Annotated in this window: 17 protein-coding genes; 10 read left to right on the plus strand and 7 right to left on the minus strand. The window is 65.1% G+C overall.

The genetic code is table 11. From position 1 onward, the window contains the following. Positions 1-112: 112 nt before the first annotated feature. Positions 113-793 (plus strand): NAD(P)H-dependent oxidoreductase, encoded by a 681-nt coding sequence (locus PHI64_RS05740; RefSeq protein WP_299879969.1) that lies wholly within the window; start codon positions 113-115, stop codon positions 791-793. 77 nt (positions 794-870) lie between these two features. Here PHI64_RS05740 and PHI64_RS05745 read toward each other — a convergent pair whose 3' ends face one another. Then, complete coding sequence (locus PHI64_RS05745; RefSeq protein ID WP_299879972.1) at positions 871-1,320, minus strand: Hpt domain-containing protein; 450 nt, start codon at positions 1,318-1,320, stop codon at positions 871-873. A 24-nt stretch (positions 1,321-1,344) separates the two neighbouring features. After that, positions 1,345-2,793 (minus strand): PLP-dependent aminotransferase family protein, encoded by a 1,449-nt coding sequence (locus PHI64_RS05750; RefSeq protein WP_299879975.1) that lies wholly within the window; start codon positions 2,791-2,793, stop codon positions 1,345-1,347. Positions 2,794-2,950: 157 nt separating this feature from the next. Here PHI64_RS05750 and PHI64_RS05755 point away from each other — a divergent pair, with 157 nt between their 5' ends. From PHI64_RS05755 to PHI64_RS05795, 9 genes are all read left to right on the plus strand, one after another. Continuing rightward, positions 2,951-3,415, plus strand: coding sequence for a hypothetical protein (locus PHI64_RS05755; RefSeq protein ID WP_299879978.1), 465 nt, complete (start codon positions 2,951-2,953; stop codon positions 3,413-3,415). Positions 3,416-3,529: 114 nt separating this feature from the next. After that, entirely contained in the window at positions 3,530-4,180 is a 651-nt protein-coding gene (locus PHI64_RS05760; RefSeq protein ID WP_299879981.1) for a TetR/AcrR family transcriptional regulator, read from the plus strand. After that, positions 4,177-5,280 (plus strand): efflux RND transporter periplasmic adaptor subunit, encoded by a 1,104-nt coding sequence (locus PHI64_RS05765; protein ID WP_299879984.1) that lies wholly within the window; start codon positions 4,177-4,179, stop codon positions 5,278-5,280. Before PHI64_RS05760 ends, PHI64_RS05765 begins: the two co-directional genes overlap by 4 nt. Before the next feature lie 5 nt (positions 5,281-5,285). Next, a complete protein-coding gene (locus PHI64_RS05770; RefSeq protein ID WP_299879987.1) occupies positions 5,286-8,435 on the plus strand; it encodes an efflux RND transporter permease subunit in 3,150 nt (1,049 codons plus the stop codon). A gap of 110 nt (positions 8,436-8,545) precedes the next feature. Continuing rightward, entirely contained in the window at positions 8,546-9,199 is a 654-nt protein-coding gene (locus PHI64_RS05775) for a protein-L-isoaspartate O-methyltransferase (RefSeq protein ID WP_299879990.1), read from the plus strand. A 12-nt stretch (positions 9,200-9,211) separates the two neighbouring features. Continuing rightward, complete coding sequence (locus tag PHI64_RS05780) at positions 9,212-9,535, plus strand: rhodanese-like domain-containing protein (protein WP_299879993.1); 324 nt, start codon at positions 9,212-9,214, stop codon at positions 9,533-9,535. Between the two features lie 29 nt (positions 9,536-9,564). After that, entirely contained in the window at positions 9,565-10,887 is a 1,323-nt protein-coding gene (locus tag PHI64_RS05785; RefSeq protein WP_299879996.1) for a TolC family outer membrane protein, read from the plus strand. Positions 10,888-10,990: 103 nt separating this feature from the next. Beyond that, positions 10,991-12,463 (plus strand): 4-hydroxy-3-polyprenylbenzoate decarboxylase, encoded by a 1,473-nt coding sequence (gene ubiD / locus PHI64_RS05790; RefSeq protein ID WP_299880000.1) that lies wholly within the window; start codon positions 10,991-10,993, stop codon positions 12,461-12,463. Positions 12,464-12,554: 91 nt separating this feature from the next. Continuing rightward, positions 12,555-13,175, plus strand: a complete 621-nt coding sequence (locus PHI64_RS05795; RefSeq protein ID WP_299880003.1) for a hypothetical protein — start codon at positions 12,555-12,557, stop codon at positions 13,173-13,175. A 104-nt stretch (positions 13,176-13,279) separates the two neighbouring features. Here the strand turns inward: PHI64_RS05795 and gdhA are convergent, their stop codons facing one another. The 5 genes from gdhA to PHI64_RS05820 all read right to left on the minus strand — a co-directional run bounded on the left by gdhA (position 13,280) and on the right by PHI64_RS05820 (position 21,205). Continuing rightward, complete coding sequence (gene gdhA, locus PHI64_RS05800) at positions 13,280-14,623, minus strand: NADP-specific glutamate dehydrogenase (RefSeq protein ID WP_299880005.1); 1,344 nt, start codon at positions 14,621-14,623, stop codon at positions 13,280-13,282. A 352-nt stretch (positions 14,624-14,975) separates the two neighbouring features. Continuing rightward, complete coding sequence (locus PHI64_RS05805) at positions 14,976-15,635, minus strand: PEP-CTERM sorting domain-containing protein (protein ID WP_299880008.1); 660 nt, start codon at positions 15,633-15,635, stop codon at positions 14,976-14,978. Between the two features lie 262 nt (positions 15,636-15,897). Then, positions 15,898-17,727 (minus strand): TolC family protein, encoded by a 1,830-nt coding sequence (locus PHI64_RS05810; RefSeq protein ID WP_299880011.1) that lies wholly within the window; start codon positions 17,725-17,727, stop codon positions 15,898-15,900. Continuing rightward, on the minus strand, positions 17,727-19,064 hold the full coding sequence (locus PHI64_RS05815; protein ID WP_299880014.1) for an HlyD family type I secretion periplasmic adaptor subunit: 1,338 nt from the start codon (positions 19,062-19,064) through the stop codon (positions 17,727-17,729). The genes PHI64_RS05810 and PHI64_RS05815 overlap by 1 nt, the downstream gene beginning before the upstream one ends. Next, on the minus strand, positions 19,061-21,205 hold the full coding sequence (locus PHI64_RS05820) for a type I secretion system permease/ATPase (protein WP_299880017.1): 2,145 nt from the start codon (positions 21,203-21,205) through the stop codon (positions 19,061-19,063). Before PHI64_RS05820 ends, PHI64_RS05815 begins: the two co-directional genes overlap by 4 nt. Between the last annotated feature and the right edge of the window lie 311 nt (positions 21,206-21,516).

Raw genomic sequence — 21,516 nt, forward strand, 5'->3', positions numbered from 1 at the left:
TGGATGATCTCATGTCATCCATTTGCTGAGTATTGATCGTTTGTCTGCGCCTCTCGATCCGATGAAACTGCTCCGAACCTGATTCCACTTCATCCATCCGGAGCCTTTCAGCATGACTACGCTACTGCATATCGACGCCAGCGCCCGCTTTGGCGGCTCAGACATCAATCCCCATGGATCGCACACGCGTCGGCTGACGGCGCGCTTCGTTCAGCAATGGGCGGCCGTCGACCCTGGCGCGAAGGTGATCTACCGTGACGTGGGCCAGGAGCCCCCACCACCTGTCTCCGGTCGGTGGATCCATGCTGCCTTTACGCCCGAGCGCGAGCGTGAGGCGTGGATGCAGGAGGTATTGCGTGTCAGTGATGCGTTGGTGGACGAATTGCTGCAAGCGGATCTCATCGTTGCTGGGGTACCGATGTACAACTTCGGTCCGCCAGCGCAGTTCAAGGCTTACATCGACAACATCGTGCGCGTGGGGCGCACCTTCGGGTTCGACCGCAGCCGCTCTGGCGACCCCTACTGGCCGTTGTTGGAGAATGCCAGGAAGCGCCTGGTGATCCTGTCGGCGCGCGGCGATCACGGATACGCCGAGGGACAGCGCTTGGCCGAACGCAACCATGTGGAGGCCTCCGTGCGGACAGCCTTTGCCTATATGGGTGTAACGGACGCGCACAGCCTCGCCGTCGAGTACGACGAGTTCGGTGATCAGCGCCTGGCTGATTCGATCAGCCAGGCCGAAGCAGCAGTGGACGAATTAGTGGCTGCGCTGGTGCGGAGTGGATGCCTTTGAGTGGCGCCGGCCTTCTGAATGAAGCCGGTTTCCGATGCCCTGGCTACGGACCGTGTTTATGGGGTGAGGGAGGGGGTTCAGCCCTTGACGCGTGCTTCCAGTTCAGTGATGAGCCGTTGGAGGAGGCCTGCTAGCCGGGCGGCCAGGATCCGGCATTGGGGGTCGGCGATGCGGGCTGCCTGGTCGGTCGCGGCAGCAAGGGCCTGAACCTCGAAAGCCTTGAGGGACCCGGCCGTGCCCTTGATGCTGTGGGCGAGGAAGGCGATGTCGGCGCATTCACCATCGCCGGCGGCGAGCTGCTGCAGGCGCTCGGCGCTGACCCGGTAGTTTTTCAGGGCCTTCTCGGCCAGGCCGGTGACAAAGCGCGTCTTGCCGCGGAACTGGGTCTCGAGGCCGGGCCAGTCGACCAGCGCTTCGGTGGGTGGGTCCATGGCCCCGCATGGAGCGGGCTGTGTCTGTTCGATCACGGTGAAGCTCCCCAAGGCTGGCAGGTTGAACAGGGCGTCGCACGGACGCGAGTCCTCCATATAACGGGTCGATGTCGTGGATCTTTAAACTTGCCCGAGCTCCGGGTGTGACGTGCTTGGCATTTGTGTCGCTGCGGCCAGGGCATCGCCGAGAAAGCGCTCGAAGCGTGGGTGGGCGCAGAAGCCCACATTGAAGCGCAGGAAGCCAGAGGGCTGATTCTGGGGGCGGAACACGTTGCCCGGGGCAAGCAGGATGTCCTCCCGGGCCGCTCGCCGGGCCAGCTCGGAGCTGTCGGAGATGCCGGGGATGCGTGCCCAGACGAAGGGGCCGCCGGCAGGCTCCGGGTCGGGCTGCAGCCCGACCCGTTCGAGCAGGCGCAGGGTACGGCCGGTGGCTTCGGCCAGGCGCCCTTTCAGGCGATCCAGCAGCTTGCGATAGTGGCCGTCGGTGAGTAGCTGGTGGATCAGCTGTTCCGATAGCTCGGCGGATGACAGCATGGAGACGATTTTCACGTCGGTGAACAAGTGCGCAAGATCGGGGCGACAGGCCAGGAAGCCGACGCGCAGGTTGCCCGAGATGGTTTTGGAGAAACTGCCGGTGTAGATCACCCGGGAGAGTTGGTCGAGGCTGGCCAGGCGGGTGGCGGCATCGGGGGCGATGTCGCCGTAGATGTCGTCTTCCACCACCATGAAATCGTGCTTCTCGGCCAGTTGCAGCACGCGGAAGGCATTGGCCGGCGACAGGTTGCAGCCGGTTGGGTTGTGCAGCACCGACTGGGTGAAGAACAGGCGTGGCTGGTGGTGGGCGAGGATCTCTTCGAGGGCCTTCACGTCCGGCCCTTCCGGGGTGCGCGGAACGCCGAGCAGGGCCACGCCGTACAGGCGCAGGTTGCCGAACAGGTTCCAGTAGCCGGGGTCGTCCACCAGCACGCAGTCGCCGGGCTTCAGGAAGTAACGGCAGACGATGTCCAGGGCCTGGTGCACGCCGTAGGTCAGCATGATCTGGTCGGGTGTTGCGCCGATGCCGATCTCGGCCAGGCGCACTTGCAGCTGGGCGCGCAGGGGCGCGTAGCCCTGGGCGGAGCCGTAGCTCACCGGGCGCACGTCGCTGCGTCGGCTGAGGGTGCGCAGGGCGCGCAGCACGCCGGCCTCGTCGAGCCACTCGGGGGGCAGGCTGCCGGCACCCGCGAGGATGCGCTCGGGGCTGTCGTGGGCCATCTCGCGCATCAGCCAGGCCGCGTCGATGGCCCGTTCCATGGCGTCAACAGACTGGGCCGCGCGGACCGGCAGCGGGCGGTTGGCGACGTAGAAGCCCGAGCCCCGGCGGGACTGCAGGTGCCCCAAGGCGACCAGCCGGTCGTAGGCCTCGACCACCGTGAAGCGGGATACGCCGTATTGCTCGGCAAACTGGCGGATGGGCGGCAGGCGTGCGCCGGGGCGCAGGACGCGGTCGTCGATGCGGGTGCGGATGGCGGTGACGATCTGGTCCACCAGCGGGGTGGGGCTGTCGGCGGAAAGGACGATCTGCAGCATGAGGCACGCTCCGGTGTATTGGTCGCCGGGCCGGGCCAATTGGGTTGAAATGGCCGGTACGGAAAGGTGTTTTGTCTGAATAGTGTATCTGTGTGAGTCTTAAAGTGTTCGTTATTGTCAGGTCTCCTTGGTTTTCTCATTCATAGGGAGTCCTGTCATGTTCCGGTGTCCGAGCCCTTTCGCGTGGTCCTGTCTGCTTACCCTTGCGATCATCGTTCCGGCGCGGGCTGTGATGGCCGGGGAGGTGCTGCTCGATGTCCCCGACCTGAAGTGGGTGATCGTGACCCAGGCCGGAGGCAGCGCAGTGCAGGTGCTCGATTTGAGTCGTGGGGTCACGCCCCTTGCCACCCTGCGCACGGCGGGGCGGGGGCGACGGCTGGCGGTGCATCTGCAACGCGAGGGGCGGCGGGTGTGGGTGCTGGGGGAGCGCGGCCTTGATGTCCATGACGCCTACAGCGGCCGATTGCTTGAGCACTGGGCAACCCCGGAAGGGCTGCGGCCGGAACGTCTGGAGGCGGGGCCGGGTGGGCGTCCGCAGGTGGTCAGTGGCATGCAGCGGCATGAGGCTTTGCTGGGGGCGGCCTTCCTGGTGCCTGCCGATCGTCGGGTGAGCCTGCGCTGAGGCTTGCGGCGGTCCGTGCCGGGGCACGCCGCGTCGTTCGCGATGGGTGCCTTTACAAGCATCCTGGGCTCCACTAAATTACTGACCGGTCAGTTAGTAGTTTGGTGGAGCATCATGAGCCCTGTTGAAATCGCCCGCCGGCAGCGGCGCAAGGAGGCCCGTCCGGCCGAGCTTGCCGCCGCGGCTTTGTCCCTCTTCATTGAGAAAGGCTTTGCTGCCACCCGGCTCGACGAGGTGGCGGCCCGGGCCGGCGTGTCCAAGGGCACCCTGTACCTGTACTTCGACAGCAAGGAAGCCCTCTTCAAGGCGGTCATCGAGGAGGGCGTGGTGCCCCTCTTCGAGGAGTTCGAGACCAAGCTGGAGACGCTGCAGGACGACCCCGAGCGCCTGCTGCGGGAGATCCTCCAGGGCTGGTGGGACAAGGTGGGCTCCACCGACCTGGGCGGCATCTGCAAGCTGATGATCTCGGAAGCCGGAAATTTCCCGGAGGTGGCGCGCTACCACCACGAGGCCGTCATCGTGCGCTGGATGGCCCTTCTTGGCCGGGCCTACGCCATTGGCGTCGAGCGAGGCGTGTTCCGTGACATGGACGTGGAGACGGTGCGCCAGTTGGTGTTCTTTCCGTTGCTGATGCAGGCCGTGTGGAAGAACTCCATGTCCTGCTGTGAGCTCACCCGGGCCTTGCCCGAGGCCTATTTCAGTACCTATTTCGAAATGATCTTTCGCGGCCTGCGGGCTGCCTCTCTGCCGGAGTCCCGTCCATGAATCGCAGCTTTATTGTCGGTGTCCTCGCCACGGCCGCGCTGGCCGCGTGTGCTAAGCCCGAGCCGGTAGTCGAGGCGCCGCGGCCGGTGGTGGTGCACACCCTGGCCCTGGCGCCGGTCGCCGCTGGCGCCCTGTACTCGGGTGAGGTGCGTGCCCGCCACGAGTCCGACCTGGCCTTCCGCATCAGTGGCAAGGTTATTGAGCGCCGGGTTGATGTGGGGGCGGTGGTGAAGCCAGGGCAGGTGCTGGCACGGCTCGATCCGACCGATGCCGGGCTCGCTGCCGAGGCCTCCCGGGCCCAGTTGGCGGCGGCCCAGAATGAATACGCCTTTGCCAAAGCCGAGGTGGAGCGCTACCGGGACCTGGTGGGCAAGAACTTCGTCAGCCGCAGCGTGCTGGACTCCAAGGAGTCGGCCTTCAAGTCGGCGGCCGCGCGGGTCGAGCAGGCCCGTGCCCAGGCCTCCGTGGCCGGCAACCAGAAGGACTACACCACCCTCACTGCCGACCAGCCCGGGGTGATCACCGCGGTGGCGGCGGAGGTTGGCCAGGTGGTGAAGGATTCGACGCCGGTCATGCGCCTGGCCCGGGATGGCGAACGGGAGGTGCTGATCGCCGTGCCGGAAAGCCGCCTGGCCGACCTGCGCAAGGCCGGAGCCATCGAGGTGCGCCTGTGGTCCAGCCCCGATGTGGCCCTGAAGGGCCGGGTGCGGGAGATCGCCCCCAGTGCCGACGCCGCCACCCGGACCTACGCGGTGCGAGTGACGATTCTTGAGGCCAGCCCGGCAGTGCAGCTGGGCATGACGGCCAACGTCATCCTGCCCGATGCGGCTGCCGCTGCCGGCGCCCTGCTGGTGCCGGCCAGCGCTGTATTCGAGCATCAGGGCGGCAGTGCGGTGTGGGTGCTGCAGGCCGAGGGCGATGTGCTCAAGCCGCAGTTGCGCCCGGTGACGGTGCGCCAGTTTCGCGAGGACGGGGTGCTGATCGCCGATGGTCTGAAGCCGGGTGAGCGCATTGCCGCCGCCGGCGTGCACAAGATCGTTGCCGGCCAGGCCCTGCGCGCCATGGTGGCTGCGGCGCCGGCCGTGGCGGCGGGGGGCTGAGGGTGATGCGCTTCAATCTCTCTGAATGGGCCTTGCGTCATCAGCCCCTGGTCCGCTACCTCATCGTGGCCCTGGCCCTGGTGGGGGTCATGTCGTACCAGAAGCTCGGCCAGTCCGAAGACCCGCCCTTCACCTTCAAGGTGATGGTGGTACGCACCGACTGGCCCGGCGCATCGGCCCGGGAGGTGGAGGAGCAACTGACTGACCGCATCGAGAAGAAGCTGCAGGAAGTGCCCTACGTGGACACCATCCGCAGCTATTCGCGCCCCGGCGAATCGGTGGTGCTCTTCGTGGCCAAGGATTCGACCCCGACGAAGGATGTGCCGGAGGTCTTCTACCAGGTGCGCAAAAAGATCGGCGACATCAAGGGCAGCCTGCCGGGGGGCATTCATGGCCCCTTCTTCAATGACGAGTTTGGCGATGTCTTTGGCAACATCTATGCGCTGACCGGTGACGGCTTCAATTATGCCCAGCTGAAAGCCGAGAGCGACCGCATCCGCGCCGAATTGCTGCGGGTGTCCGGTGTGGCCAAGGTGGAGCTGATCGGCGAGCAGGAGCAGCGCATCTACGTGGAGCTGTCGAACACCAAGCTGGCCACCCTGGGGCTGGACGTGCAGACGGTGACCGACGCCCTGGCGCGTCAGAATGCGGTGGCGCCGGGGGGGTATTTCGAGACCCGGGACGAACGCATCTACCTGCGCCCCAGTGGGGCCTTCGATACGGTCGAAGCGATCCGCGAGACGCGCATCCGGGCCGGTGGCAGGGAGTTCCGCATTGGCGACATCGCCACCGTGGCCCGCGGATTTGTCGAGCCGCCGGCGCCGCGCTTCCGCTTCCAGGGGCAGGATGCCCTGGGCCTGGGGGTGTCCATGGCCAAGGGGGGCGACATCATCGCCCTCGGCCGTGACTTGAAGGCCACTACGGCGAGCATCCAGGCGCGTCTGCCGGTGGGCATGGAACTGGTGGAAGTGGCCAGCCAGCCGACGGCGGTGCAGCGCTCCATCAGCGAGTTCGTGCAGGCCCTGGCCGAGGCGGTGATCATCGTGCTGGTGGTGTGCTTCTTCTCCCTGGGTTTGCGCACGGGCCTGGTGGTGGCCTTGTCGATTCCGCTGGTGTTGGGGGTGACCTTCTTCGGCATGCGCCTGTTCGACGTGGGCCTGCACAAGATATCCCTGGGTGCCCTGATCCTGGCCCTCGGTCTGCTGGTGGACGATGCCATCATCGCCGTGGAGATGATGCTGGTGAAGATGGAGCAGGGCTGGGAGCGCTCCAAGGCGGCGGCTTTTGCATACACCAGCACGGCCGGGCCGATGCTGTCCGGCACTCTGGTGACGGTGGCGGGTTTTCTGCCCATCGCCACGGCCCAGTCGTCCACCGGCGAATACACCCGCTCGATCTTCCAGGTAAACGCCATTGCGCTCCTCGCTTCCTGGCTGGCGGCGGTGGTGGTGGTGCCCTACCTGGGCTATGTGCTGCTGCCGGACCCCCGTGGGCCCAAGAAGGCGAGCTGGTTCTCCACCCGCTTTCCGCGCCTGGATGCCTTCAAGGACCGCATCGGCCTGGGGGACCCGCATGTTCTGGAGGGGGACGAAGACGCCGTCTTCCGCACCCCTTTCTACAACCGCTTCCGCGCACTGGTGGATGCCTGCGTGCGGCGGCGCTGGCTGGTCATCGGCACCACGCTGCTGATCTTTGTGGGGGCCATGGTGGGCTTCGGCTCGGTGCAGCAGCAGTTCTTCCCCAACTCCACGCGGCTGGAGCTGCTGATCGACCTGCGCCTGCCGGAAGGGGCCAGCCTGCGCGCCACCCAGGCCGAGGCCGAGAAGGTGGAGGCTATCCTCAACAAGGAGGCCGGCATCACCAACTATGTGGCCTACGTGGGCACCGGCAGCCCGCGCTTCTATCTGCCGCTGGATCAGCAACTGCCTGCCGCCAATTTCGCCCAGTTCGTGATCCTCACCGACGACGTGCCGGCCCGGGAGGCCCTGCGGGAGCGCCTGATCACCCTGTTCGAGCAGGACTTCCCCAATCTGCGGGCCAGCATCAACCGGCTCGAAAATGGCCCGCCGGTAGGCTTTCCGGTGCAGTTCCGGATCAGTGGGCCGGACATTCCCACGGTGCGCCAGTACGCCGAGGAGATCGCCAGCGTGATGCGTGGCAACGCCAACCTGTCGGACGTGCAGATGGATTGGTACGAGCAGTCCAAGGTGCTCAAGGTGGACGTGGATCAACACAAGGCGCGCCTGCTCGGCATCACCACCCAGGACGTGGCCAACTTCCTCAACACCTCCCTGCGCGGCCTGGCGGCCACCAGCTACCGGGAAGGTATCGAGTCCATCGATGTGATACTGCGGGCTGACGCCGTGGAGCGGGACAAGCTGTCGCTGATCAGCGAGCTTTCCATTCCCACGCGGGCGGGCAAGTCGGTGCCGCTGGGCCAGGTGGCCACAGTGAGTTATGCCTACGAGCACGGCCTGGTGTGGCGCCGCAACCGTGAGCCCAGCATCTCGGTGCGCGGGCAGATCTACGATGGCCGCATCCAGGCGCCCACCGTTACCGCCCAGGTGCTGCCGCTGCTGGAGCCCATCCGGGCGCGTCTGCCCGCAGGCTACCGCATCGAAACCGGTGGCGCGGTGGAGGAGAGCGCCAAGGGGCAGAGCTCGGTGAATGCCGGTTTCCCGCTGTTCCTGGCGGTGGTGTTTACGGTGCTGATGGTGCAACTGGGCAGCTTCTCGCGCACCACCATGGTGGTGCTCACCGCGCCCCTGGGCTTGATAGGGGTGGTGCTGTTCCTGCTGCTCTTCAACAAGCCCTTCGGCTTCGTGGCCATGCTCGGCACCATCGCCTTGTTCGGCATGATCATGCGCAACTCGGTGATTCTGGTGGACCAGATCGAGCAGGATGTGGAGAAGGGTCTGAGTGTGTGGGAGGCCATCGTCGAATCGGCTGTTCGGCGCCTTCGGCCCATCGCCCTGACCGCGGCGGCGGCCGTGCTGGCCATGATTCCCCTGACCCGCAGTGCCTTCTTCGGGCCGATGGCGGTGGCCATCATGGGCGGGCTGATCGTGGCCACCCTGCTGACCCTGCTCTTCGTGCCGGCCCTGTATGCGGCGTGGTACCGGGTGAAGCGCGAACCGGGCAAGGTGGCCACGTGAATGATCTAAGCCATGCCCAAGTACGCTAAAATTCGAAAGTTTTTGGCAATCGCTAATGCATGCAGATCATCAATATTAGCTTGTGCTAATATTTACCCGGGAGTCACACAATGAATTTCGAACAAGCACGGTACAACATGGTCGAGCAGCAGATCCGCCCCTGGGAGGTGCTGGATTTCGGCGTGCTCGACCTGCTGATGAGCATCCGCCGCGAGGAGTTCGTGCCGGAAGCCTACAAGTCGCTGGCCCTGTCCGAGGCCGCAATTCCCCTTGGCCATGGCTCCAGCATGCTGGTGCCGGTCATCGAAGGGAAGATCCTGCAGGCCATCCAGGTCAAGCGTTCCGACAAGGTGCTCGAAGTCGGCGCCGGTTCCGGTTACTTCGCCGCCCTGATGGCCGCCAAGGCTGACTGGGTGCGCACCGTCGACATCGAGCCCGCCATGGTCAACCTGGCCCATGACAACCTCAAGCGCTACGGCGTCGAGAACGTCATCGTCGAAGAAGGCGATGCGATCTGTGGCTGGCCCAGCAATGCCCCCTACGATCTGATCGTGGTGTCCGGCGGTGTGCCCCAGATCCCCGAATCCCTGCTCCAGCAGGTCAAGGTCGGCGGCCGCCTGTTCGCCTTCGTCGGTGACGAACGCCTGATGACCGCCCAGCTGGTCACCTGCGTGGCCGAGGGCCAGTACCGCACCGAGTCCATTTTTGAAAACGCCGTTCCCATGATGCGCAACGCACCGCGCAAGAGTGAGTTCAAGTTCTGAGCGACTGAGTCCATGAAGCAGATCACCCCCACCGAGCTGTCCGTCTGGCTGAAGGACGCGGGCCGCGCGGCTCCCGTCCTGCTCGATGTCCGCGAGCCCGTCGAGTTCGCGCATTGCGCCATTCCCGGCTCCATCCCCATGCCCATGGCCAGCGTGCCGGCCCGCATGCAGGAGCTTGAGCCGGATGCCGAGATCGTGGTGATCTGCCATCACGGCGGGCGCAGCATGCAGGTGGCGATGTTTCTGGAGCGGCAGGGTTTTTCAAATCTGATCAACCTGGCCGGCGGAGTGGCCCAGTGGGCGGCCCAGGTCGACCCGTCCATGCCCCAGTATTGATGCACTCGAACCCACGGACGGAGAACCTGATGAGACGGATTGCGCGACATGCGGCCCTGGCATTGGCTGCGGGCCTGACCGCGGCCGGCGCGGCGGCGGCAGACCTGGAACAGGTCTATCGCGATGCGCTGGCTTACGACGCAGCCCTGGCTTCGGCCCGGGCCTCCCGCGAGGCCGGTCTCGAGAAGCTGCCCCAGGGACGGGCGCTGCTGCTGCCCTCCCTGTCCGTGACAGGCAACACCACCTGGAACGACCTCACCCTCAAGCATCTCACGCCCGACGTTTCCCGCGGCTACAACAGCAATGGCTGGCAGGCCCAGCTCACCCAGCCTCTGTTCCGCTGGCAGAATTGGGTCCAGTACAAGCAGGGGGAGCTGCAGTCCACCCTGGCCGAGGCTCAATACCAGCTGGCCCGGCAGGACCTCACCCTGCGTGCTGCCCAGGCTTACTTCGATGTGTTGACGGCCCAGGATGCCCTGGCCGCGGTCAGCGCCCTCTACGATGCCAACACCCAGCAACTGGCCCTGGCGAAGAAGAGCTTCGAGGTTGGCACCGTCACCATCACCGATGTCCACGAAGCCCAGTCCCGGGCAGATCTGTCTTCTGCCCAGGTGATTGCCGCCGAGAGTGATCTGGCCGTCAAGCGTCACGCTCTGCTGGTGCTTACCGGCAAAGAGCCCGACACCCTCAAGAGCCTGCGCAAGGGCGTGGCCCTGAGCCGTCCCGAGCCGGCCGACATCCAGTCCTGGGTGAGTGCCGCCGAGGGCAGCAATCTTTCGGTGCAGGCTGCCCAGATCGCCGGCGAGATCGCCGGGCGTGAAGTGGAGCGCAACCGGGCCGGGCACCTGCCCACTGTTGATGTGGTGGCTTCCTATGGCAACAGCGCCACTGCCAATGCGCTGGCCAACTTCATCAATACCGACATCCGCTCGACCGTCGTCGCACTTCAGGTGAATGTGCCGGTCTTCCAGGGCGGTGCCGTCAGCTCCCGCGTGCGCGAGGCTGCCGCCCTGCGCGACAAGGCCACGGCCGATCTCGACAACGCCCGCCGCACTTCGGCCCAGAATGCCCGCCAGGCCTACCTCGGGGTCACCAGCGGGCTGGCCCAGGTGAAGGCCTTCGAGGCCGCTCAGGTGTCTTCGGCCTCGGCCCTGGATGCCAACAAGCTGGGCTACGATGTGGGCGTGCGCATCAACATCGACGTGCTCAATGCCCAGAGCCAACTCTATGACACCCGTCAGAAGCTCGCCAAGGCCCGTTACGACACCCTGATGGCCCAGCTCAAGCTCAAGGCGGCGGCAGGCTCCCTGGTGGAGGACGATATCAAGGCCATCAACGCACTCCTCGACTGAAAACCGGCATGCCGGGTTTCGGCGTGCCGGATTCAGGTAAGGTACGGGGCTGCTTTGCAGCCCTTTCCTTTTCATCCATTCGATTCAATCAACTCGTCGCCCCATGCGTTATACCGACCTGCGTGACTTCATCTTCCAACTGGAACGCCTGGGCCAGCTCAAGCGTATCTCCGTCGAGGTCGACCCTCACCTGGAGATGACCGAGATCTGTGACCGGGTGCTGCGTGCCGGTGGCCCGGCGATCCTCTTCGAGCGGCCCAAGGGGCATTCCGTGCCGGTGCTGGCCAACCTCTTCGGAACACCCCAGCGAGTGGCGCTGGGCATGGGGGTGAGCGGCGATGACTGGCAAGGCGCCCTGCGCGAGGTGGGCAAGCTGCTGTCCTTCCTCAAGGAGCCCGAGCCCCCCAAGGGGCTCAAGGATGCCTGGGACAAGCTGCCCATGTTCAAGCAGGTGCTCAACATGTCGCCCAAGGTGGTGTCCTCGGCACCCTGCCAGCAGGTGGTGAAGGAGGGCAAGGACGTGGATCTGGCCAGCCTGCCGATCCAGCACTGCTGGCCCGGTGATGTGGCGCCCCTGATCACCTGGGGGCTGGTGGTGACCCGTGGCCCCAACAAAACGCGCCAGAACCTGGGCATCTACCGCCAGCAGGTGCTGGGCCCCAACAAGGTGATCATGCGCTGGCTGGCCCACCGGGGCGGCGCGCTGGATTTCCTCGAATTCCAGAAGGCCAACCCGGGCAAGCCTTTCCCGGTGGCGGTGGTGCTGGGCTGCGACCCGGCCACCATCCTCGGTGCTGTCACGCCGGTGCCCGACTCCCTCTCCGAATACCAGTTCGCCGGTCTGCTGCGCGGGGCGAAGACGGAGCTGGTCAAGTGCATCGGCTCCGACCTGCAGGTGCCGGCCTCGGCCGAAATCGTGCTTGAGGGCGTGATCCACCCCGGTGAAATGGCCCTGGAAGGGCCTTACGGTGACCACACCGGCTACTACAACGAGCAGTCGGAATTCCCGGTGTTCACCATCGAGCGCATCACCAGCCGGCCCGATCCGATCTATCACAGCACCTACACCGGCAAGCCACCCGATGAACCGGCGATGCTCGGTGTAGCCCTCAACGAAGTCTTTGTGCCCTTGCTGCAGAAGCAGTTCACCGAGATCGTGGACTTCTACCTGCCGCCCGAGGGCTGCTCCTACCGCCTGGCCGTAGTGAGCATCAGGAAGCAATACCCGGGGCACGCCAAGCGCGTGATGTTCGGCATCTGGAGCTTCCTGCGCCAGTTCATGTACACCAAGTTCATCATCGTGGTGGACGACGACGTGAACATCCGCGACTGGAAGGAAGTGATCTGGGCCCTGACCACCCGCATCGACGCTACCCGGGACACCACCCTGGTGGACAATACCCCCATCGACTATCTGGATTTCGCCAGCCCGGTGGCTGGCCTTGGCTCCAAGATGGGCCTCGACGCCACCAACAAATGGCCCGGCGAAACCCAGCGCGAATGGGGCACCCCCATCGTCATGGATGAGCAGGTGAAAGAGCGGGTGGACGCCATCTGGGCTGAACTGGGGCTCTGATCGGGCCTGGCCGCATTCCGCTGGCGAAGGTCGGCGCGGCCTTGCTCCGCGTTTTTTCATACTCCTGGTTTAAGCACCCTTGAGCCTGCTCATGAGCATCCTGCCCGGGCGCGCCCTGCGCCAAGCACGTTTCGCCCTGCCATTCCTCGCTTTGGCTTTGGGTGGCTGTGCAGTCACGTCCACTGTGGTGTCCAGCATCGGTGCCCGCTCGTTGAACGGCACGGCTGCCCTGCCGTTCGGGGCAGAGGGCGTGGAGCTTGCCCTGGTGGATTCGCCGCGTTCCCTGGCGGGCGGATCTGTGCTCCATTTCGCCGCGATGCCTTACTCCTCCCTGAGTACCGAACCTGGCGGCGAGCCTGCGGGCCGGATTCTCATGAAGCCGGCCGAAGTGCGCTGGGAAAGCGCAAGTCAGGGCGAGGTTACCCTCCTGCATGAGGGCGTGCCGAGAAGATTCGATGTCAGGCGCAGTGCCGTCCGAGGGCAGGACGTCATTGCCGTCGAAAGCCTGTACAGGCGGTGGTACGGCTATCCGGCCCAGAGCTTGTTGGTGGCCACTCTGCCGCTTGACGTGGCCATCGACGTCGTCGTGCTTGGCGGGGTGCTCGTGTCGATGCCGGTGGTTTACGGGGTGCGTGCGCTTCGGGGTGGGGAGGCGGTTGAATCAGAGAAGAGCCTGAGGGGGAGTCCTCCGTCGGACGGCGCCGGACGCTGATCTGCCAGCCTTCGGCGGTCGCCGCTCTGTCCTTGCTCTAGGCGGTGCCGCCGGGCAGCGGGGGGCGTTGCTGCACCATAGCCCGTTGCCGGCGGCCCCTTGCTTCAGATCACCCCCTGGGCCAGCATGGCTTCGGCCACTTTCACGAACCCGGCGACGTTGGCACCGTCGGCATAGCTGACGCTACCGTCAGGGCGCTGGCCGTGCTTCAGGCAGGCGGCATGGATGCCCGTCATGATCTCCTTGAGGCGGGCGTCCACTTCGTCCCGGGTCCACGACAGGCGCATGGCGTTCTGGCTCATCTCCAGGCCGGAGGTGGATACGCCCCCCGCGTTGCTTGCCTTGCCGGGGGCGTAGAGTACGCCGCTGTGTTCGAAGAGTTTGATGGCATCCACGGTGGTGGGCATGTTGGCGCCTTCAGCCACCGCGACCACACCGTTCCTGATCAGAGTGGCTGCATCGGTGGCGTCCAGCTCGTTCTGGGTTGCACAGGGCAGGGCCACATCCATCGGGACGTGCCAGGGACGCACACCGGCTTCGAAACGGACGCCAACCTGACGGGCGTAGTCGGAGACACGGCCGTAGTGGTGGTTCTTCACATCCATCAGGATGGCCAGTTTCTCCGCCGTGAAGCCTTCCTCGTCGATCACGGTGCCACTGGAGTCAGAGCAGGTGATGGGCTTGGCGCCCACCTGCAGCAGCTTCTCGATGGCGTACTGGGCCACGTTGCCGGAACCGGACACCCCCACACGCAGGCCTTCAAAGCTGCGGCCGGCGTGGCGCAGCATGGCGTCGGCGAAATAGACGGTGCCATAGCCCGTGGATTCAGGGCGAATCAGGGAGCCGCCGAAGGCCAGGCCCTTGCCGGTGAACACGCAACTCGCGTGGTTGGACAGCTTCTTCATCATGCCGGCCATGTAACCCACCTCTCGCCCACCCACACCGATATCACCGGCCGGCACGTCGGTGTCGGGGCCCACGTGGCGGTACAGTTCGGTCATGAAGGCCTGGCAGAAGCGCATCACTTCGCCCGGGCTGCGGCCCTTGGGGTCGAAATCCGAGCCACCCTTGCCACCGCCCATGGGCAGGGTGGTCAGAGCGTTTTTGAAAGTCTGCTCAAAGGCCAGGAACTTGAGGATGGACAGGTCTACCGACGGGTGAAAGCGCAGCCCGCCCTTGTAGGGGCCGATGGCCGAATTGTGCTGGATACGGTAGCCGCGATTCACATGCACCTCGCCCTTGTCGTCCATCCATGACACCCGGAACATGATCACTCGCTCGGGCTCCACCAGGCGGTCGAGCAGGGCGTGTTCGGCATAGCGCGGGTTGTTGGATATGAAGGGCCACAGGCTGGACATGACTTCGCCGACGGCCTGCAGAAACTCGGGCTGGCCCGGGTTGCGCCCATTCACGTAAGACAGAAAGGATTCGAGAGAGGTGTATTTCATGAGGCATTTCTCGTTCGGAGTGTATGTGCGCACCATTTTAGTGCACATAGTGTCCGAATTGGTGCGTTAGCATCTTTTGACGGGAGAGCCGAGGAGACCGCAAGGCGGAAAGATGCACGTCGAGCATGCCGGAATAGCGCAGTGGACAGCTCGCCCCTATCCAAAAAGCCTATTGGGATGGAATTGATTCGACTCCGCGGGAACGGCGGTCAAGCTCACGGGGGGAGCACTTCAAACCGAGTAAAGCAGGATGAGCTCAGCTTTACGCTGAGGTGCCTGGCAGCTGGTTTCCCGTGCAAAGGACCAAAAAAATGCAGCCCGCAGGCTGCATTTTCTGTTGAAGGCGTGAGGTTCAGCGTTTGCGGCGCGCCATCGCCAAGGCGCCGAGGGCGCCGCCCAGCAGTGCCAGGGAGGCGGGCTCGGGGATATTGGTGCCCGGATCGGTGACGCCAAGCACGCCGACGGTGATGCCATGCCAGCCTTCGCTGGTGTCGGTGAACGTGATTGAGGTGAAATCGCCGAGCAGTTCGATCACGCCATGGACTTCACCGTTACCGAAGAAGCCGGTGCCGGCCGGATTGACAATCGGCGTGCCGCATCCCCAGTAGCCGCACCCGTAGCTGAGCACATTGATCGGGACACCGAAATCCACCGTATTGCTGTTCCAGCTGACCAGGCCAATCAGGGGATTGTGTACGCTCTGGGAGAAGGTGATGGTCTTCGTGCCGCCTGCGTTGAGGGCAATGATGTCGGCGCTGGTCGGCCCGCTATCGACACTCGGGCTGGTGTAGATGAGCGGGTTGGTGGCCCAGTAGTTGGTGCCGCCGGAGGTCTGGGCAAACTGGTAGGGGCCGGAGTAGGTGACGCCGACGGTGGTGCTGCCGACGGTCAGGTCGCCAATGACCGTGGAGGCCAAGTTGCTGGTGCTGGTCCAGTCGGTCCAGTAGGCGGGGGCGGCGAGGGCGGGGGCGGAGGCCAGGGCGGCGATGAGGGCGGTGGCGAGCAGTCGCATGGTCAGATCCTTTGGGTGCGAGGCCATAAAAATGCTGCGTTTCCAAAGACTTAGCAAAATCGACGCCAGTTTTCTGTTTATGCAAAAAATCCTGATTTGTGTCTAATAATCAGAAGTTTGTGTCACAGGTGTGAACTCTGGCGCCACCCCAGGTATGGAGAGTTGTAAAGGCCGTCGACAGTGTCATCAATGTATGCGGCGACGCCCGGAACGAAAAAGCCAGGCGGGTGCCTGGCCTTTCCGGGGTGGGGTGTCTCGCGGCCTACTGGGGAGCCTCTGCGACAGGGCTTGCAGGGCGGGGGGCGGGGGGGGCAAGTACGGTTTCGGCGGCAATCTTCCACTGGCCGTTCACCTTTACCCAGTCGAGTTGTTTGCGCACGGTGTCCCGGTAGTTGCCGGCGCTGTAATGCTGGGTGAAGCGCGTGCTCAGGCGGTCGGTGCCCCGCGGGTGCAGTTTCAGACCGTCGATGCGGATGCTGGGGGATTGGGCCTGGCTGACGCGGCTGCGCCGTTCGCTCTCCCAGTCGGCGGTGCTGCGTCCCTTGCCGGGCTGGAAGTCGGCCAGGTAGAAGGCCCGGTAGGCATCGAAATCACGCGCAGCCCAGGCGGCGGCCCAGGCTTCGAGGCGTTGCTCGGGGCCTACGCTGTCCGACTCTGCTGCGGATGCAGCGGTGGGCTTGGTGGTGGGGGGCGCCAGTTCCATCTCCGGGGCGGGCAGGGCGTCCACCACCGGTACCGGGGCGGCCGCCAGGGCCGGGTTGTAGGGTGTGGTGCCCAGCAATTCGGGTTGGATGGGGGCCGGCTGGTAGCGGGTGCGCAGGGTTTCCCGCAGTTCACCGGCCAGACTCAGGAGTTGAGCCTGCAGGGTGGTCTGCTGGGCCCGATTCTCGATCAGGGCACGCTGGGCGTTGAAGAGATCCTCCTGGGCGATGGACAGGTCATTGAGGCTGCGCCGGCCCGCTTCGAAATGGAGCTCATAGGCCGCAGCCACCCGTTGGGCCGACACGACCCGCCGTTCGGTGAGGGGGGCGATCTCACGGGCTTCGGCAAATTGCCGGTAGAGGTCGGTGATTTCCCGAGAGACCTTCAGCAGCAGGTCGTCGGCATCGGCCTGGGCGGCCTGGTGACGTTCGACGGCTTCGCTGTGACGGCCGAGGTTCTTGCCGCCAAGAGGGATGTCGATGCTGACCTGGAGCTGGGCAGTCCGGTCGGTGTCGGAGACGGGGACTGGACTGGTGCTGTTGTCCAGACGTTTGGTGATAGACAGGTCGACGGCGGGGAAGAAGCTGCCCCTTGCCACCCCGATGTCGGCCTTGCGGGCCGAGCTGCGCTGCAGGGCGGCCCGCAGGCGTGGGTTGCGTTCCTGGATGCGTTCTACCAGCGCGTCGATGTCGCTTTCCACCGTCTTCGAGTGGATGCCCGGGGGCACCAGATCGCTGGGGGCTTCGCCGGTGAGCAGGCGGTAGCGGTACTCAGCGGTGCCGAGCTGGGCCCGCAGCTGGCCGAGAAGGGTGCGGCTCTGGATAAGGCGCACGTGCATCAGGTCAAGTTCGGCCGAGGAGATGCGGCCTGCATCGACGCGCTGGGCCACACTGGCTTCAACCCGCTCCTGGCGGGTGATGGTGGCCTGCAGGCTGCTCATGGTCTGGCGTAGCCGCACGACGTCGGCGTAGGTTTCGGTGATTTCGAAGGCAACCTGTTCGAGGACGCTGTCCAGGTCGGCGTCAGCGGCGTCGCGACTGAAGGCGGCGGAGCGCAGGCGGCTGGTGTCGGCGGCACCGTTGAAGACGTTCCAGCGCAGGCTGGCGTCGCTGCGGCGCACGTTGCGGTCCACAGGGCGGCCCTGGGTTTCGTCCCGGGCGTCGGAGTTGCGGTAGGTTAGCCCGAGGCTGGGCAGGAAGTCGGAGCGCACCTGGGTGATCTGGGCCTCGGTGGCCCGCAGCAGGGCTTGGGCGGAGCGCACACTGGGCTGTTGCAGCAGCACCTTGTCCACTACGCTGGGCAGGGGGGCGGCGTAGGCCGGTGCGCCAAGCAGGCCGCATGCGGCCAGCAGCAGGGCAAGGCGGCGTGGAGCGGGGAGAAACGAGGTCATCAGCGTTCGCGCAGGGATTTGTCGAAGGTCTTGACGATGGGCTTTAGCATGTATTCCATCATCGTGCGCTTGCCGGTCTGGATGCTGGCATCGGCGGCCATGCCCGGGGAGATGGTGAGATGCTCTGAGCGCTCGCCGAGGAAGTTCTTCTGTGTTTCCAGGAAGACTTCGAAGAAGGTGTCCTTGCGCTCGGCATCCACCACCGCGTCGGCACCCACCCGCACCACCTGGCCGGCGAGGGTGCCGAAGATGGAGGAGTCATAGGCGCTGATGCGGATCTTGGCTTCCTGGCCGGGTTTGATGAAGGCGATGTCCGAGGGCTTGACCCGGGCCGCCACCAGCAGGCGCTCCTCGGCCGGCACCACTTCCATGATGGTCTCGCCGGCCTTCACCACGCCACCGATGGTGGGGATGAGGAGGCGGTTCACCACCCCGTCCAGCGGCGCACGCAGCTCGCGACGGGCCACCTTGTCGCTGCGCCCGGTGAGCTGCTCGCCAAGGGTGGCGGCGCGCAGTTCGATCTCGTTCTTCTCCTTGCTGGTCTCGGTGAGGAAGCGCGAGCGGGTTTCGGACAGGCGAGCCTGGGCTTCGGCTACGGCGGCCTGGATGCGGCCGATGGCGATGCGGGTGGTCTCCAGTTCGCCCTTCTGGCTGGTGTAGCGCTGCTGTGCATTGAGCAGATCGGCGCGGGCTCCGGCGCCCGCGCCGGCCAGCTTTTCCTCGATGGCCAGGGCCTCCCGGGCCGGGCCGATGGCTTCCTGCAGGGCCTGGTGGCGGGCTTTGGCCTCGGCCAGTTCCTGCTGCCGCTGGCTGATCTGGCGGGAGAGGGTCTCGAGGGTGTTCTCGCGCTCCTGGCGACGGCTCTGCCACAACGTGCGTTGCTCGCGCACCAGGTCGGGGGCGTTCTGCTCCAGATCCGGCGGGAAGCTCGGGGTGATGTTGCGGGCTTCGGCGTCCAGGCGCACCAGGGCGGCGCGGGCTCCCCACAGGCTTTGCTGGGATTCGCCCAGGTCGGCTGCGAACTGCAGGTTCTGGACTACAGCGAGGACGTCGCCCTTTTTCACCACCGTACCCTCGCGGGCGTTGAGGGCCTGCAAAATGCCGCCTTCCATGCTCTGGATCTGCTGCAGGCGGCTGGAGGGTACGATGGAGCCGACGGCATTCACCGAGATGTCGAGTCGGGCCAGGCTCATCCATGCAAACAACAGCACGAAGAACAGGGCCGTGACCCCCAGCAGGATCAGGATGGCCCGGCGCGGCCCCCGGTCGAAATCGGGGTGATGGCTGATGGGTTCGCTATCGATGCGCGGGGCGGCGGTGGGCGCGTTGGTTTTCATGCGGCGTATTCCTTCGGTGCGGCCTGGGCAGGGCCGCCTTGCAGCTTGCGCAGGACTTCGGCGCGGGGGCCGTCGAGAACCACCCGGCCCTGGTCGAGCACGACCAGCCGATCCACCAGCGGCAGCATGGCCATGCGGTGGGTGACCAGCAGCAGGGTTACGCCCTTGATGCTGCGCAGGTTTTCAATGAGTCGGGATTCGGTGGCCGGGTCCATCATGCTCGACGGTTCGTCGAGGAGCAGCATGCGCGGCTGCTGGACCAGGGCGCGGGCGATGGAGACAGCCTGACGCTGGCCACCAGAGAGGCGATCACCGCGCTCGCCGACCTGGGTGCCGAGGCCGTGGGGCATCTGGGCGAGGGTCTCGTCGAGGCAGGACAAGCGCAGGGCTTCGAGGATTTCGGCGTCACCAGCCTGGTTGTTGCCGAGCAGGATGTTCTCGCGGATGTCGCCGTGGAACAGCACCACGTCCTGGGGGACGTAGCCCACCTGCCGGCGCAGGCTTTGGGGTTCGAGTTGGTTCACCGACATTCCGTCCACCATCACGTTGCCCTGGTCGGGACCGTAGAGGTTGAGGAGCAGCTTGAATAAAGTGCTCTTGCCGGAGCCGATGCGGCCGATGAAGCCGACGCGTTCGCCCGGGCGGATGCTCAGGTTGAGGCCCTTCAGCACGGGCGGGCAGTCCGGGTAGGAAAAATGCACGTCGCGGAAGTCGATGCGGCCCTGCATGCGGGGCAGGTGCAGACTGTCGGCGGTCTCGTCGGTGGGGGACTCCATGATCTTGTCGAGAGCTTCGAGCGCCTGGCGGGTCTGCTCGTAGCGCACGATCAGGGCGGCGATCTGGGTGGCCGGGGTGATGGCCCGGGCGGTCAGCATCGAGACGGCAATCAGCTGACCCATGGTCAGCTCGCCGGCGGAGATCAGCAGGGCGCCGAACATCACGATCAGGATGGTGGTGAGGTTGGTCACCACCATCGAGATGTAAGTCCCGAAAGAGGTCCATTCCCGCATCTTCACCGAGTTTTCGGAGATCTTGACGGTGAGCATTTCCCACTGGCGGCGGGCCCAGGCCTCGGCACCGAGAACCTTGATGGTGTCCACGCCGTTCATGGTCTCGAACAGGTGGGCGGTGCGCTGGGCCGACTCCTGCATGTTGGCCCCGAGCACCCGGATCAGGGGGCGCCGGATCAGCAGCGAGGAGGCGATGGTCAGGGGAATCATCAGCAGCGGGATGATCACCAGCCAGTGACCGACCAGCCCGATCAGCACCAGGAAGAACAGCATGAAAGGCACATCGCCCAACGCGGTGAGTGTCGAGGAGGTGACGAACTCGCGAACCGACTCGAAGTCCCGCACGATGTTGGCCAGCACCCCGCCGGAAGCCGGCCGGTTGGCCGCCCGCAGGCGCAGGGCATGGGCAAACACGTGGGATGACATGGCCACGTCCGCCTTGCGTGCCGCCGCCTCAAGCAGATAGCTGCGCAGCAGCTTGATGACGAGGTCGAAAAGCACCACTACCGCAACGGCGCCGGTCAGCACCCACAGGCTGTCGAGGGCATTGTTGGGCACCACGCGGTCATAGACCGACATCGTGTAGAAGGGGATCACCGCCGCAAAGACGTTGGTCAGCACGGTGGCCAGCAGGGCCCAGCCGTAGATGCTGCGGTTGGCCCGCAGGGTGTCCCAGAACCAGCGTCGCGGGCGCGGCAGATGGTAGAGCAGGCTGCGGGTGTCGAAGAACACCAGTGGCCGCACGAAGTAGGTGATGCCCGGGTAGTCGGCGGTGATGCTAGCCGCGCTCAGGGATACGCTGCCGCGGATGCCCGGCTGCACACATTCGAAATCGTCTCCCTTGCGACTCAGCACCACCAGCGGATCTCCGCCCTCGACGACGATCAGGGCGGGCAACTCGGAAGGCCGGAAGGCCTCTGGCGTCTTCGTGCTGCGACTGAGGGACAGGCCGCCGCGCTGGGCGCACTCACGGATGTGAGCCTCGCTGATGTGGCCATTGACCACAGGGGTGTCCGCCAGCAACTGGGTGGGATCGGCACGCTTGCCAAAGAAGTGTGCCAGGAACATCAACTGATCGATGATCCCGTCGACCGGCGCCTCGCCAGGGGTGGATGAGGGTGTTTCGCGCATGGGCAGAAAGCTCGGTTAGTCGTGCCGCGCAGAGACCGGAAATCGGCGTCCGCATGAATCAGGACGCCGATGGTGCCACAGGACCCCAAATGCCAAATGTTAAAAAGTCACGGGGTTTTTGCCTCCTCGATGCTGCTTGCGTACTTGGTCACATTTCTCCTGTGCGGGCGACGAAGAGCTCTGTGGGTATTTAAGCATTTTTAACAAATACGATGTATTTTTTCTGTTCACAGGTCCGATTTTTTCGCGTGTGCATTTGTTTTTCTTATTTTGCAAAAAAGTGTCAATTCACCTTTTGCAGGTGTGGCTTA

The sequence above is a fragment of the Zoogloea sp. genome, from assembly GCF_028689785.1.
Classification (GTDB): domain Bacteria; phylum Pseudomonadota; class Gammaproteobacteria; order Burkholderiales; family Rhodocyclaceae; genus Zoogloea.